The organism is Wolbachia endosymbiont of Glossina morsitans morsitans (assembly GCF_000689175.1).
In the GTDB taxonomy this organism is placed as follows: domain Bacteria; phylum Pseudomonadota; class Alphaproteobacteria; order Rickettsiales; family Anaplasmataceae; genus Wolbachia; species Wolbachia pipientis.
Genome location: NZ_AWUH01000016.1, coordinates 1 through 14669 on the forward strand (window position 1 = coordinate 1; position 14669 = coordinate 14669).

Genomic DNA, 14669 nt, shown 5'->3' on the forward strand with positions numbered 1-14669 from the left:
TGGATGACGATTGTCAGGGTGTAATCCCAGTGTCCCTATGATGTCATCCCAGTGCCCAGACACTGGGATCCAGGAAAGTTTGCTTGTAAGCAAGCAAACTAGCACAGAAAGTGATTACAACATTTTCGATGAGATTATATGGAAAACTGGATCCCAGTGTCAAGCACTGGGATGACAAAAAAAGGAGCACTGGAATGACAAAGGAGAGCAGTGTCAGCTACTTGGATGACACCTTTTTTCTACTTAGTGTGGGTTATACAAGAAGTCTATTGTATGGCTATTGCTGGTCGTATATTACTTATAGCTTATCTATTCAAATTGCAACTTTGTTTTTCATAATTAACTATTGACAGAAATTATTAATTGGGTTATTATTAAATTATCGTTAACAAGTGAGGCAAAGAAATGATGATATCCAATAGTTCTTCATTGCTAAAAGATAGTCAGGAGCTTACTAAAACTAAGCAGACTATATGGAAACCTTTAATTGCTGTTTCATTATTATCTATATTTACTTTCATATCTGGTCAATATCTTCCTTATGTTATTATTGCAGTTTCTGCTTCTATTGCAGCAGTTCCTTTAGCAATTTTTGCTGTTTCTACGGTTGTTGCACTTATTTCAGTGACATATCTTGTTAAACTGGCTATTTCTAGAGGTGATAATAAGAAAGAAGTAGGTCTTAATGGACAGAAATTCGGCCGTACTCCATCTCAAGAACCACAAAAATTTGTGTGTAAAAATTGTACTAATCTGGAGAATAAATCAAATGTACCTACTCCTCAATCACCTCCAGTAACGTTTGGAACACAACCAAATCCAAGTGTCAGTGTACCACCGCCGCCACCTCCTCCATTGCCACAAGATGCTGCACTACCACCTCCGCCTCCGCATTTTTTTACAGCTTCCAAGCGTACGGAGCAACCTAAGAATGATGCACCGAAGAAGGCTGGTGAACCTGAGAATAATAATCATTCTACTCTGTTTGAACAGATAAGAGGAGGTACTACGTTAAAAAGAGTGGGCAGCAACAAAATTTTACAAATGAATTGAAATCAAAATTAGAAAGTAGTGGGGGCACTGACAAAAAAGAAACACCAGAAGAGTTTGCTGCAAGAATAGATAGGGAGCAAGCAGAGAGAAAGAAGTCGGATGATAATGATTCAGATTAGACAAAGAGACTTAAGGAGAGAGTAGCAGTCATGCAATTCTCAGATAGTGAAAGTGAGCATTCTGATTCTATTAGCGATTCAGACTGGACTACAGATGAAAGCAAAGACAAACAAAAAGAGATAGAGCAGGAAAAAGAGGAGCAGACCAAACACACAAATTCCCCATCAAGCAAGGAAGAAGGAAGCGGGGGTCTTGACAGTGGTATAGGATCTAGAGCCACATCTCCGATACATCCTGAACAAGAAACAGAGGAGTCACCGGTACCGCCAAGTTCGTGTGTTGATTCACCACAAGTAAATAATGTTGACTCAGTGGATAATGAGGTGCAAGATTCACCTCCTCCTTCTGTTGAGGATCGCATAGCACAGTTTGGTAGAAAAGCGTTGCGATGCCAAAAGGAAAATGTTGTACAAGGACTATGATAACTATGAAATGGTCAGCCATGCACTTTCCTTCCTTTTCAAAATAAGTTTACCTACAGGTCTGATTGTATTAAGATTACTTAATACAATCAGATCTATTATATGCGTTTATCCAAATATTACCTGCCAACTCATCAGATCTATTATATGCGTTTATGCAACGTTTATGCCAACTCTAAAGGAAAAGCCTGCCCATGCTAAAATTATCTCCCATCAATATTCTTTGCGTGCAGGTTTAATAAAGCAGATAGCATCTGGCATCTATACGTGGTTACCACTTGGTCTCTTAGTGCTTAAGAATATTGAAGATATTATCAGAGATGAAATGAACAAATCCGGTGCTATTGAAGCATTAATGCCTTGTGTGCAACCAGCAAGTCTTTGGCGAGAATCAGGGCGTTACGATGATTACGGTAAGGAAATGCTACGCATAAAGGATAGGCATGAGGAAGATATGCTTTTTGGTCCAACGCATGAGGAGATAGCAACTGATTTAATTAGAGATGTGGTAAAAAGTTACAAAGATTTGCCACTTTGTTTATACCAAATTCAATGGAAATTCCGTGATGAGGTAAGACCACGTTATGGTGTTATGAGGGGCAGGGAATTTTTGATGAAGGATGCATACAGTTTTGATGTAGATTACGAAGGTGCACTGAATTCATATAATTTGATGTACAAAACTTACATAAAAATCTTCAAACGCATGGGATTTACTCCAATTGGAGTTCGAGCTGATACGGGGCCAATTGGAGGAAATTTGAGCCACGAGTTTCATATATTGGCAAACACTGGTGAGAGCACTTTATATTATGACAATAAATTTTCTGAACTACTAGAGAGTGAAGATATTGAAAGTTTAAAGAGTATATATGCAGTTGCAGATGATATGCATGATCCTGAGACTTGCCCTATATCACAAGAACAGTTAAATGTTAGTAAGGGTATTGAAATAGGGCATATTTTTTATTTTGGTGATAAATATTCGAAGCCTATGAAGGCAAGTGTTACTTCTCAAGATGGAAAAAATGTCAATATACATATGGGTTCGTATGGCATTGGGGTTTCAAGACTTGTTGGTGCAATAATAGAAGCTTTTCATGATGATAAAGGAATTATCTGGCCAGAACCGGTAGCTCCTTTCAGAATTGGTTTAATCAATTTACAACCGAAAGTAACGGAGGCTGCAGATAAAATATATAAAGCTTTGAAAAGCGATGAAGTGCTTTACGATGATACGGAAGGGAGTGTAGGAGTAAAATTTTCTAGAATGGATCTGATAGGCTTGCCGTGGCAAATAATTGTCGGAAAAAAGGCAATAGATGAAAAGATAGTTGAAGTAAAAAATAGAGCAACTGGAGAGGTGAAGGAAATGCAGATTGAAGAAGCAATAAATCACTTTAGCACAAAATGATACACGGTATCGGCACTGACATAGTATATATACCAAGATTATCGAGGATATTACAAAAATACGGGGAAAAATTTCTCAATAGAATCTACACTGAAAAAGAAATAGAGCTAAGTAGAAAGTATAATAGTCAAGAAATGCGAGCAAGGTATTTTGCTAAACGCTTTGCAGCAAAGGAGGCTTTTGTTAAAGCACGAGGTAGTGGTCAGGGTATTATAATGAAAGATATAGAAATATACAATGATGTAAGAGGCAAGCCATATCTTACCGTTAGCAAGGATTTTATCTCCAAAATTCATCTTTCTCTGAGTGACGATGGAGATTACGCTACTGCATTTGTTATAATTTGCGTCTATAGCTCACACAGATAAAGTTTACTCTTTTGTCATCTTATGGCTTACTGTATGAACATTCATTTTTAAAGGTAAACTGCACAGCAAATGGTGTCATTCCAGTGCCCAGACACTGGTTTCTGCAATCTCATCGAAAACGTTTTTCTATGCTAGTTTGCTTGCTCACAAGCAAACTTTCCTGGATCCCAGACTGGGACGACATCTTTGTTGTGTTTAACAAAAACAAGTCTTCGTGCAGTTGTGGAATGAATCGCAGTATAGCTATAGCATACACAAATAACTAAAAAAACATAGCGGTTTTTCTATGATTTGAGCATAATCCTAACTTTACCTAAACAAAAAATTTAATGTTAATGTATCTTTCCTTACCATTTTTTATTACTGAGAATTATTTATTAATTACTGCGTTGATTCCACTTTTAGGTGCGTTAGCTATTTTTTTTACTGGTAAATGGCCCAGAGTGAACAATAGTATTACTGTCACTTCTTCTCTACTTCTATTTGCGTATACGTGTCTGTGCACTTTATATTGGGTGTATGGTGTCATTCTCAATTTATCCTCATGGATTTTGGTAATAATTTGCACATTAGTTTAAAGCTAGAGTCTACCGGAGTAATATTCAGTTTATTGATACCGTTTTATGGATATGCAATATGTTATATGCAGAATAACTATGCTGATAGCAATCACTCAAGTTTTCTATGCTTTTTTTCAATATCGATTAGCTGTGCAATGTTTATTGCTTTTTCTGGAGATTTGCTCACTACATTTGTCTTTTATGAGCTTCTAACTATTAGTACATACCCTCTGGTTACTTACAACTCAACAAATGAATCGATGACTGCAGGACGCTATTACTTTGGTGTGCTATTTTTCTCTTCTTTGGTATTATCTTTTCCTGCAATAGGCCTTTTGTATAATGAATTTCATACTTTAGACTTTGTAAGTGGTGGAATATTCAAATTTGATACTTCACTCATCACTTTTATTGCAGTGTGTTTTGCTATGCTAATTTACGGAATAGGAAAAGCTGCATTAATGCCAATGCATTTTTGGTTACCAAAAGCAATGGTTGCACCAACTCCTGTGAGTGCACTACTGCATGCTGTTGCTGTTGTGAAATCCGGAGTTTTCATCATCATAAAAGTTATATTATACACTTTTGGCGTCGATAACATGCAACGTTTTGTGCAGCAAAATTGGTTTGCTGGAGGGTGGCTTCCGTACGCTGCTGGATTTACTATTATTACTGCATCATTGATTGCACTAAAGCAAAAAGAATTAAAGAAATTGCTTGCTTACTCTACCATCTCTCAATTGTCATATATTATATTGTTCGCTTCAATTTTTAGTGAGCTCAGCATGAGGGTTGCAATTTTTCAATTAGTTTGCCACGCATTTGCAAAAATCACTTTGTTTTTCGTTGCCGGAGCAATAATAACGAGAGCAGGTGAGAAATATATAGATAAGATTTACGGTATAGGACGCAGTATGCCAATTAGCATGACAGCATTTGCTATAGGTGCGTTGTCTATGATAGGGGTGCCGCCTGCTCCAACTTTTTGGGGTAAATTTCTCATTTTTCAAGCTGTTTTCAACTCTGGCAATGTAATACTTTCTGTGTTTGTAACTCTAGTGTTAATTGTTAGTACTATACTCAACGCTCTGTACTTTTTACCGATGATTTACAATGCCTTTTTCTTAAAACCTTCTCAGAATTACTTCATTAAAAAAACGCCAATTCTTCTAGTTTTACCTCCAGTTATTACTGCTATGTGCACTTTGGTTATTTTTTTTAGCTACCAAGTAATATTTTAAATGTGATTATCTGTATTTATAACCATTAACAATAAATTTAAATGGTATTATACCAGCCAGAGTTGCTTTTATATTCGACAAAGTGAAGCTAATCTCAACAGCCTGATTTTTCACCTCCTTATTTTGCTCGGTTGCAAAAACTACAGTAGCATTTCCAGCAAATGTAACTAAGTCCTTGGTCGATCGATCAATAGATAATGTTATTACATTTATGTTGGCAATTTTTCTTTTGGATGAAACAGTTTCATTGTTCGTTTTTTCCTGAAAGCCTTGATAGATTTTATGTATAGAATTATTTCTTATAAAATTTTCTTGGTACTTCGGTTCAACGATCTTAATGGACTCGTATATTTCAATGTATTTACTTATTAAGTACCTCGCTGTGGAAGTGTATTCGTCTTCCTTTTTACTGAAACTAAGCTTATGCATTGCAGAGAACTCATCTTCTGTGTGGTTCATATACTTCACAAAATTTAAATCTTTTTTAATAGGAAATAACAGGTATATGTTTAATGTTAATAAACATAAGCATAGTAGGAGAAGCGATACTATTAATGCCATCCAAGATCTTTCTGCTACACAAAACAGATACCTATGGCAGTACCATTCGACTGCTTTACTGAAATAACTTTTGTTTTTTACTGATTCAAGCAATTTATCTTCCATAACACAATACTACCAGATCTAATCGGATCATTATAATAACAATAAGCTTAGATACTCTAAAAAAAACTTTAAAATATGTCTAAATTTTCCCAAATGGGATGAATTATTATATAACCTTGTTCTGCAATGAGGTAGAATTTATCGATTTTGCTCACATCTATATTTATAGCCTTTCTTATAATAGTCCGAATGCGATAAGTTATGTGTTTATGGCTATAGCAGGCCAGTAGCATATTACGGTCTGTTCGGATTATTGTAAAAAGAGCTATATCATTTTTACACTGAAATTTTCAGGATCATAAGTATTACTTTCTACACTTTTGTGATAATTATAATAATGTAATTTATTTTGGTCATCAAAATAACCAAATTCATCAGCAAAGGTTCCCACTTGTCTACCTTTACCACTTTTGACTAGCTCAAATAGATCAATTAGATGGTTTTGGGATCCAGGCTCAATAGGCCATTCTGCAGCAAAAAATTTAGGTGCATGACCAATGTATTCCTTAAATTTTAGATTATGAGTCTTTTTTACACTACCAAAATCCACAAATTTATATTCATCTGAAATACCAGAATATTGTGGATCATACTTTTTATATTCAAAAAACTCATTACCTAAAAAATTACAAAACGTTAATTTATAATTATCATGATCGGATTTTACGACTTTAAGGTAATGAAAATCTCCAGGAATCTTTACTTCCTCTTCCGTAATATGATTACGTACAACAAGCTCACCATTTAGCATATGAAAGCCAATTTTTGGCAAAGTAGCTATATTGATTGTCTTATTTAGCTTAAAATTTGCTTCATAAATGCCACTTAACAACTCCTTTCTTTTTTCTAGGGTTATGTCTCGACCTGAAGCTATATTCTTAATTAAGCTTAATTTTTTCTGCATGTTCAATATGGCTTTCGTCAAAACTTCTATTGATTGCCATACAGTTAATTTATTATCAGTCAAATTATATACTTCGAGTATTAAATTAACAGAATTTTATCATGAATTTATGTTAAAAGTATTATACTTCGTAAACTTATGTCATGATATTAACTACATTAGCTAAAACATGCTTTTTATCTAAGTGAAGTTGCTTAGCAACAACGAAAAGTTCATCTATTTTTTTCCACTGACTTAGCAGAATTTCAACACCATTTACCTCTCTCTTTATGCTTTCTAAAATGAAGGCCTGAATTATATATGATGCTAGTTCTAGTTCGATTTCGCTATTAATTACTTTATTAATCATATTGGGATTCTTTAAATCATGAAGAAATTTATAAAAGCATTTGTATGCTTCATAAGCATCACTACTTATTGCATTCATTATCATTCCTGGCATTCCAGGAAATAAAGTGATCATTTCATCAAACGTTTGACCATCAAACTTACATTGAGATGAAGCAACTTGCTTTGTTTCATCATAAGTTAATGGGAGTAAATTTAGCTGAAAGCACCTACACAAGATAGCGGTTTGTATATCATATGGCTTATGGCTAATTATAAATATCTTAGAATTTTTTGGCGGTTCTTCTAATATTTTCAATATTGCGTTTTTAGCGTTATTAGTCATTGCCTCTAAGCTATCTATTATAGCTATTTTGTGTTCTGATTGAATGGGACTTAAGTGTAGAAAGTTTTTCGTTTCTCTGACTTTTTCTATTCCGATAGTATCACCTTCAACAATGTGTAAGTCCAATGCTACTTCATTATAGTTTTTTATGAGTAACCAATTGGAGAAGGATTTTGCAAGTGTTGCTTTTCCTATACCTTTTTTACCACATATCAGCCAAGACTGAACAGATAAGTTGTTCATTATTTTTTTTTTGGCTTGGTTGTGGCCTATTACTTTTTTCATTCTTTCTCCTATAGATCTTAGTTTGAAAATGTATTGTTTACTGTTTGTAATAAAATTGCACCTTCCCTTAAAACCTTAATCTTATCTTCGGTTAAGTCAATAATAGTAGATTCTATACCAGAAACTAATTCGTCATCTTCAATCACTGCAGATAAATGTTGCTTAATGGATTGTGGTATACCGTTTGCCTTACATACACTTTTTTCTCCTGAAATATTTATACTAGTTGCAACTATTGGAACTTTCAGTTTATTTAATATTGAAATTGCAATAGGATGCTTAGGGATTCTGATGCCTATACTATCTTTAAAGAATTCGTTTGGCAATACGTTGTTGTTTTTAAGTGGTAAAATGTAGGTAATTGGTCCAGGAGAAAAGTGATTTACTAAACCAATATACTTTTTCTCTAGCTTTGCTATTCTCATCAAGCTGCAAATATCACTAACAAATATAGACAGTGGCTTATTTTGAGAGCGTTTCTTTATCTGATATATTTTTCCTATAGATTCATTATCTAGTGCATTAAAAGCAAGAGCATACACTGTTTCTGTTGGAAAACACACTAACAAGTTGTTCTGTATTGCATTTATTATTTTAGATACCATGTAGCTCAAAACTTATTTATAACAACTAGATCAGTTTTGTTGCATTGTATCTTATATAGTATAGCCTTTCTTATAATAGTCCGAATGCGATAAGATATTTGTTTATGGCTATAGCAGGCCAGTAGCATATTACGGTCTGTTCGGATTATTGTAAAAAGAGCTATAACTGCTAGTTTGTATCCGTTCAGGATAGCGGCAAGACCATAGAGTAAAAGTGAGTTTACAACAAATGGTGTCATCCCAGTGCTTGACACTGGGATCCAGGAATTTTATTAAGTTGGTAAGCATAAAAGTAGCCGTTTTATGTTAAAATACAACATTTTGATGATTATGAAAAAGCTGGATTCCAGTGTCAAGCACTGGGACGACATCGTTTACTATGTACCATATTGCAATGTTCGTACAGGTGTGTGTCACGCACTTTGCTTCAATATTTGCACATTAGCCACTCCTCTAAACAGATACGCTAGTTTTTGTGAATATAATACAACGCAGCTTACCATTTGTTATGCAGACTTGCTACAACCCAAACTCTTCATTGACTTTATCAACTATTGCCTGTGGTGGATCCTCTCCCCATCCCGAATACAAAATCTCTCCATAGTCTGCAACATCTATAGAGCCAGTTCTGCTTTTTGCTAGAAACATTTCTCTTTTCTCTTTATCAACTAATACATAATGCCACGCTGATTTTCCACGATCTTTACCACGGACTAAGTATATAAGATCTGACCTACTTCTTTTTGTTGCATCAGCAAAAGATCTTTCATTGACAGTTCTGCTTTTAATTTTTATGCCGCCACTTTCAGAAAAAGCTTCCTTGGATTCGGTTTTTTTACCTGCTAATTCAGAAATTTTTCCTTTTTCCCCTAATGCCCGTTCTTTGGTGTTTTGAGACGAATACTTACTGGAAAAACCTTCCCCTGTACCGCCAGGAGTCCTGTTTGTGAAACGCTTAGTAAATGAATTATTGTCGCTGTTTTCTGCCATAAAAACCTCCAAACTTTAGATTGTAGAATCCAAACTTTTACTACACTTTATCATACGTTAATTAAATTAATATAAATGAAAAATAATATAGTAATTATTACAGGAATTACGGCCTCAGGTAAATCAGAATTATGCGATAACCTGATAGAAAAATATGGAAATATTAGTATAATAAATTGTGATTCAAAGCAGGTATATGAAGAAATTCCCATAATTACTGCTCAACCACCAAAGCAAGAAGAATTTTATAAACTATATGGTTATGTTTCAGCAAAAGAAAATTATTCCGTGGGTCTATGGTTAGAAGATTTAGAAAAAGAAGTTAATCACGCACTAGAAAATGCTCAAATACCTATCATCACTGGAGGAAGTGGGCTCTACATTAGCAGCTTAATCAAGGGCTTATCATCAATGCCACAAATAAGTCAGGAAGTGAGGAAAAATGTAAGCGAATTAAGGAAAAATTTAAGTAAAGAGGAGTTTTACAAATTAGCGCTAAGCAAAGATCCAAGGATTCAAGGTAAAGTGTTCATGAATGACTCGCACCGCCTTCCAAGGGCACTTGAAGTTATCACTGAAACTGGCAAGTCAATTTTTGTATGGCAAGAGAATAGACAGCCTCCCTTGTTCAATAATTTTAAGATACACACAATTTTGCCTAAGCGTGAAGACGTATATCAAAAAATAAATTCTCGTTTCATTACAATGGTTGAAAATGGAGCAATTGATGAAGTAAAGAAGCTACTTAGCATGAACCTAGCTCCACATTTGCCAGCTATGAAAGCACACGGAGTGCCAGAAATTATAAAGTACTTGAAAGGTGAGATTACTTTAGACGAAGCGATACAAATTGCTCAAACAAACACAAGACACTACGCGAAACGTCAATATACTTGGTTTAAAAATCAGTTCCCAAGTTCTGAAGTCATTGATTGTGCAAATGAGCTAACAGCGCTTGAAATATTTTAATTGTTAGTTTCTAGGTGTATTTCCATACTCATTGCTATGAATGGACGGTTCCATATTTTCCAGATGGCTGTTCACTTTTGGTGGCTTATCCAAGCCATGCTCTATTTTTATTTTAAAAAATCCAAGCCTCTCGCAAAATTTCTGAAAACACTCTTTTATAACGTCAAACAAGTTTTTATCACCTATATTATAGTCCTTCAGTCTCTTAGGAACAGTAAGTGACAATTTACCATCTTCATATGTTACATTTTTATCACCTTGAGACTTAAGTGTGAATTCTAGCGAGCTATCCAATTTACATAATTCTTCTTCCAGTTCTGCAAAAGTGCGAACTGCAATTTTTTCTTCAATTCTGATTGCCGCATGACTTGGATCACTACAATTAATATGTGTTACATGATTAGACTGAAACAATAACCCATATGTTTCAGCTAAATGAAGGATAGGTCCTCCTTTACCATACAATGCACCCACATAAGCAGCCTGGTTACAATTAGTGATTAGTTCTTCTAGAATAGAATCATTTGGAACTTCTGCTTCAGCATATTCAAATAGCTCTGTAAAAACTTGTTTTACAAATTGGCGGTACTTATTTTTGTCATTTGAAATGAGGTTGGTATGTTTATTATATAATTCATCAACAAGCTCTTTTGTTATAACTTTGTTCTGAATAACAAATTTCATTCTTGGAAGATCTACGTACATAGTTGCGCCAGAATTCGCTTCAGCATTATCTTTACCAGCCCTCAACCTGCTAAAACCAAACTTTTCTGCTTGAGCTCTTAGTGTAACTATTGGATTTTCCTTTTCTTTTGGTGTAGAGCTGTTCATCATTAATACCTTGATATAAACTGCTAATGGTATAATAACACATAAAAATGATTAATAAGCTAATAAAATACCTACTATAAGCCCTATGATAGCAAATATAGTTAGGGGTAACTTAGGCTTACCGACGATTTTAAAAACAACAAATTCGTCATTCCGTTACGTGTTAGCGGCTGAGATACCGCGAATGAATCGCGGTATGACGTTAGAGAGCTGTGCTAGCTATAGTGCATACCTGACCATAAGGTGACAAGATTTTAAAAAGGCTCTATAACAGTTTTACACATGTATGAATCTCAATGAGCAATCAGATTTTTCTAAATAGCAGGCTGGAGAATATACCTAAGTTCCATTCCGCAATATTGCCTAAACTTTGTGGTGGGGACAAGGTGGTGGATCTGCTGTTTTATAAGCCACTTAGTTATGTGGATAGAAGCAAGTTACTATCTGATGCTCGAGTTGGAGAATTTACAACTTTCATTGCAAAAGTTTATGAACATCAGTCGCCCACTTTTAGAGGTAGACCATATAAAATAGTCGTTGAAAGTGAGAGTCAGTATATATTCATAGTCTTTTTTAATTACTCAGTTAAGTATTTATATAAACTATTTCCAATTGGAGCGAATGTGATCATCAGTGGCAAACTCGAAAAATTTGCTGAACATTGGCAAATTACTCATCCAGATTACGTGTCGCTTGACATCAACCAATTTAAAGAAATAGCTTGCATAGAGCCAGTTTACCAATTATGCCGTGGCATTACCAATAAGCGCATTGGGAACATAATAAGCTCTAATCTAAAGGAATTGCCTGATTTACCAGAGTGGATAGATGATACATTAATCAAGCAAAAAAAATGGTTAAGTTGGAGGGAAAGCATCATAAAGTTGCACAGACCAAGCTCATTGGCGGAAGCTGAGGTTTGTAGAAAAAGGCTTGCTTATGATGAATTGTTTGCGTACCAGCTAGCGCTGAAACTTGCAAGAAAAAATCATGTGAAAGAAAGGGGAAGAGAATTTATAATATTGAGTAAATACAAAGAGCAAGTTTTAAATGAATTGTCGTTTCAATTAACAAATGATCAAACTCGTGCAATAGATGAGATCTCAGAGAGACAAAAATCCAAATATCGCATGATAAGCTTGCTGCAAGGTGATGTTGGTAGTGGCAAAACCGTAGTTGCACTTTTTGCGATGATAAATGTGGTAGAAAACAACATGCAGGCAGCTCTAATGGCACCGACTACTATCTTGGCGGAGCAACATTATAATTGGATTGAGGAAGTTTTATCCTGTACCGATATAAAAGTTGCGCTGCTTACTGGTAAAACTTCGCGCAAGGAAAGAAAGATTATCATGAACGAACTTGCAAGTGGTGTTTTAAATATAGTGATTGGCACTCATGCACTATTTCAAGCTAACGTTACATTTAAAAATTTAGGGCTTGCAGTCATAGACGAGCAACAGCGATTTGGAGTGACGCAGAGAAATCGCTTGGTAGGAAAAGGAGAAAATGCCGATATACTTTTCGTTACTGCAACTCCCATTCCAAGAACCTTGCAGCAAGCTATGTATGGTGATATTGAATGTTCAATTTTGAAAGAAAAACCAAAATCCAGATTGCCAATAAAAACTGTAACTATGAACATTAGTAGGGTGCCAGATGTTATTGAAAAGCTAAAAGGTGCTATAAACAGGGGCGAAAAAGCATATTGGATTTGTCCATATATAGAAGAAAACGAAGAGACCAATATTGCTGCAGCAGAGATGCGTTTTCAGGAATTACAAAAAACATTTCTTGATAAAGTCGGGATAATACACGGAAAATTGACTCAGGAGCAGAAAGATCAAGTTATGTTTTCCTTCAAAAGGGATGAATTTTCTCTGCTTGTTGCAACCACTGTGATAGAAGTTGGTATAGATGTGCCAGATGCAGCCATCATGATTATAGAAAATGCAGAGCAATTTGGGTTATCACAATTGCATCAGTTAAGAGGCAGAGTAGGGCGAGGAAACAAGCCATCTTTTTGTGTATTATTATACGATAATTTAAGTAAAAGCTCATCTTCAAAGTTAAAGATCATGTGTGAGTCACAAGATGGATTTTACATTGCTAAAAGGGATATGATGCTAAGAGGCAGTGGAGATATTTTAGGCACAAAACAATCAGGATGTATGGAATTTAAATTTGCTGATTTATGTCAGGACAAAGAGCTGCTCAATCTCGCGTATAATAACGCAAAAGGCACAATGGCTGATTTTGAATTACTGCTTGATATATTTGAATATAGGAGTAGATTACATTTTTCAAAATTTCAGTAGAAAAACCAGGTAGCCCGCAGAAAACAAAAAACTTCCTTGACAAACCTCGCCAGCCCCCTTATCATGAAACTGAAGCTATTGTATTTGCTTTCGCCAATCTGCAGATTAAAAGGTAAGGATTACTTAATGTATCGGCGTCTTATGTTCAATTTTTTGTAGTATATAGATACTGTATGTCTTTACGAAACTTCATCTACATCTAGGTTTTTATCTAAATAAGCTGAACGCGCTTATAAAGCGTTACAAGATATCAAAAAATGCCAATACTCGACAGAGATAGTAAAAGACTAGCTAACTCGGGGATTCTTTGTCTTTTTTTCTACTTAGTAAACTTCTTAAACATTTGCAGCGTAAGTTAGTTGCAATTAAAAGCGCCTGAATCTCACTTGTTAAGCGTTTAAAACATAAAAAACGCCAATATTTTAAAGCGGATAATAACCACGGGGCTTCTTTTGCCTTTTTTTTCATTTGGTAAATTTCTTAACGTTTGTAGCTAAAAGAGCCCAAGAGAGGTCAGTGCTCCTGTGATGTCATTCCAGTCTGGAATCCAGCATTTCACACAATCCCATCAAGAACGTTGTATTTTACATAACACTTTTATGCTTACCAACCCAGTGTCCAATCAAAATTCGTGGATCCCAGTGTCTGGGCACTGGGATGACAAGAAAAAGAGGTACTGGTATGACATTAAAGAGTAGGGATTGATGGCAAAGAGAAATACAGGTGTCATTCCAGCGCGTGACGCTGGAATCTAGAAAACTGAATTTTGTGAAAAAGAGTGAATAAAAATTTTTGAAAAAAAATATAAAAAAAGTGCTTGCACTTAATTTTATTTTTAGTATACTAGTTACATAATATTTTTACTGGAGGGTAATATGCCAAGATATGTTGATAATTACGTTAAACCAAAATATGGTGATGATACTAAACCAGGAGGGGGAAAAGCTGACTTAAGCAAAATGGACCCAAAAAGGATTGATGATTTTAGTAAATTCTGGAAACAGAAGGAAGAAGAGAGAAAGAAGCAAAATCAATCTACTGGTCAAGGTAGTAGTAAAAGTTAAAAGTCTATGGTGATTTAAATAGGAGGGGTGTTATGCCTAAAAATAGAATGACTGAGAAATTGATTACAGCATTTAACGATGATAATCTTTTTTATAATACTGTTAATACTAATTTAACTTTAGAAAGAGGTACATTGAGGGATTATATTGTCATTAAATTTGATAAAGACATGGATTATGAACGGG

The 14669-nt window shown here is 34.9% G+C and carries 19 protein-coding genes and 1 pseudogene; 12 read left to right on the forward strand and 8 right to left on the reverse strand.

Features of this window, described 5'->3' with window-relative positions; genetic code table 11:
- Positions 1-10: 10 nt before the first annotated feature.
- From WGMM_RS06305 to WGMM_RS00510, 8 genes and pseudogenes are all read left to right on the forward strand, one after another.
- Positions 11-175: a hypothetical protein gene (locus WGMM_RS06305; RefSeq protein ID WP_240991793.1), complete on the forward strand. Its 165-nt coding sequence runs from the start codon at positions 11-13 to the stop codon at positions 173-175.
- Positions 176-408: 233 nt separating this feature from the next.
- Entirely contained in the window at positions 409-1053 is a 645-nt protein-coding gene (locus WGMM_RS00490; RefSeq protein WP_240991797.1) for a hypothetical protein, read from the forward strand.
- Positions 1050-1172: a hypothetical protein gene (locus WGMM_RS07055; protein ID WP_275039469.1), complete on the forward strand. Its 123-nt coding sequence runs from the start codon at positions 1050-1052 to the stop codon at positions 1170-1172. Before WGMM_RS00490 ends, WGMM_RS07055 begins: the two co-directional genes overlap by 4 nt.
- Before the next feature lie 30 nt (positions 1173-1202).
- Positions 1203-1595, forward strand: a complete 393-nt coding sequence (locus tag WGMM_RS00495; protein ID WP_240991794.1) for a hypothetical protein — start codon at positions 1203-1205, stop codon at positions 1593-1595.
- A gap of 166 nt (positions 1596-1761) precedes the next feature.
- Positions 1762-3009, forward strand: coding sequence for a proline--tRNA ligase (gene proS / locus WGMM_RS00500; RefSeq protein WP_038248372.1), 1248 nt, complete (start codon positions 1762-1764; stop codon positions 3007-3009).
- A complete protein-coding gene (locus tag WGMM_RS00505; RefSeq protein ID WP_038248374.1) occupies positions 3006-3377 on the forward strand; it encodes a holo-[acyl-carrier-protein] synthase in 372 nt (123 codons plus the stop codon). The genes proS and WGMM_RS00505 overlap by 4 nt, the downstream gene beginning before the upstream one ends.
- Positions 3378-3388: 11 nt before the next feature.
- Positions 3389-3643: a hypothetical protein gene (locus WGMM_RS05995; protein WP_128080193.1), complete on the forward strand. Its 255-nt coding sequence runs from the start codon at positions 3389-3391 to the stop codon at positions 3641-3643.
- A gap of 69 nt (positions 3644-3712) precedes the next feature.
- Positions 3713-5178: pseudogene (locus tag WGMM_RS00510) on the forward strand (proton-conducting transporter transmembrane domain-containing protein).
- Between the two features lie 6 nt (positions 5179-5184).
- On the opposite strand, the gene WGMM_RS00515 reads toward WGMM_RS00510, so the two are convergent.
- From WGMM_RS00515 to WGMM_RS00535, 7 genes are all read right to left on the reverse strand, one after another.
- Positions 5185-5844, reverse strand: coding sequence for a conjugal transfer protein TraJ (locus WGMM_RS00515; RefSeq protein ID WP_038248377.1), 660 nt, complete (start codon positions 5842-5844; stop codon positions 5185-5187).
- 68 nt (positions 5845-5912) lie between these two features.
- Positions 5913-6077: a hypothetical protein gene (locus WGMM_RS06310; protein ID WP_240991795.1), complete on the reverse strand. Its 165-nt coding sequence runs from the start codon at positions 6075-6077 to the stop codon at positions 5913-5915.
- A 32-nt stretch (positions 6078-6109) separates the two neighbouring features.
- Positions 6110-6811 (reverse strand): hypothetical protein, encoded by a 702-nt coding sequence (locus WGMM_RS00520; RefSeq protein WP_038248406.1) that lies wholly within the window; start codon positions 6809-6811, stop codon positions 6110-6112.
- 73 nt (positions 6812-6884) lie between these two features.
- Positions 6885-7706 (reverse strand): AAA family ATPase, encoded by an 822-nt coding sequence (locus WGMM_RS00525; RefSeq protein ID WP_038248380.1) that lies wholly within the window; start codon positions 7704-7706, stop codon positions 6885-6887.
- Between the two features lie 17 nt (positions 7707-7723).
- Entirely contained in the window at positions 7724-8311 is a 588-nt protein-coding gene (locus WGMM_RS00530; protein ID WP_038248382.1) for an L-threonylcarbamoyladenylate synthase, read from the reverse strand.
- Between the two features lie 5 nt (positions 8312-8316).
- Positions 8317-8565 carry a hypothetical protein gene (locus WGMM_RS06000; RefSeq protein ID WP_128080194.1) on the reverse strand — a complete coding sequence of 83 codons (249 nt, stop codon included), beginning with the start codon at positions 8563-8565 and terminating at the stop codon, positions 8317-8319.
- Between the two features lie 265 nt (positions 8566-8830).
- The gene (locus tag WGMM_RS00535; RefSeq protein ID WP_038248392.1) at positions 8831-9301 is read right to left on the reverse strand and encodes a hypothetical protein; all 471 of its coding nucleotides are present in this window, start codon (positions 9299-9301) and stop codon (positions 8831-8833) included.
- A 75-nt stretch (positions 9302-9376) separates the two neighbouring features.
- Here WGMM_RS00535 and miaA point away from each other — a divergent pair, with 75 nt between their 5' ends.
- Entirely contained in the window at positions 9377-10270 is an 894-nt protein-coding gene (gene miaA, locus WGMM_RS00540) for a tRNA (adenosine(37)-N6)-dimethylallyltransferase MiaA (RefSeq protein WP_038248395.1), read from the forward strand.
- A gap of 3 nt (positions 10271-10273) precedes the next feature.
- Here the strand turns inward: miaA and WGMM_RS00545 are convergent, their stop codons facing one another.
- Entirely contained in the window at positions 10274-11101 is an 828-nt protein-coding gene (locus tag WGMM_RS00545) for a hypothetical protein (RefSeq protein WP_038248398.1), read from the reverse strand.
- Positions 11102-11397: 296 nt separating this feature from the next.
- Here WGMM_RS00545 and WGMM_RS00550 point away from each other — a divergent pair, with 296 nt between their 5' ends.
- From WGMM_RS00550 to WGMM_RS00555, 3 genes are all read left to right on the forward strand, one after another.
- Positions 11398-13419, forward strand: coding sequence for an ATP-dependent DNA helicase RecG (locus WGMM_RS00550; protein WP_038248402.1), 2022 nt, complete (start codon positions 11398-11400; stop codon positions 13417-13419).
- 527 nt (positions 13420-13946) lie between these two features.
- The gene (locus WGMM_RS06315; RefSeq protein WP_240991796.1) at positions 13947-14117 is read left to right on the forward strand and encodes a hypothetical protein; all 171 of its coding nucleotides are present in this window, start codon (positions 13947-13949) and stop codon (positions 14115-14117) included.
- Between the two features lie 177 nt (positions 14118-14294).
- Entirely contained in the window at positions 14295-14483 is a 189-nt protein-coding gene (locus tag WGMM_RS00555) for a hypothetical protein (protein WP_038248404.1), read from the forward strand.
- The last annotated feature ends 186 nt before the right edge of the window (positions 14484-14669 follow it).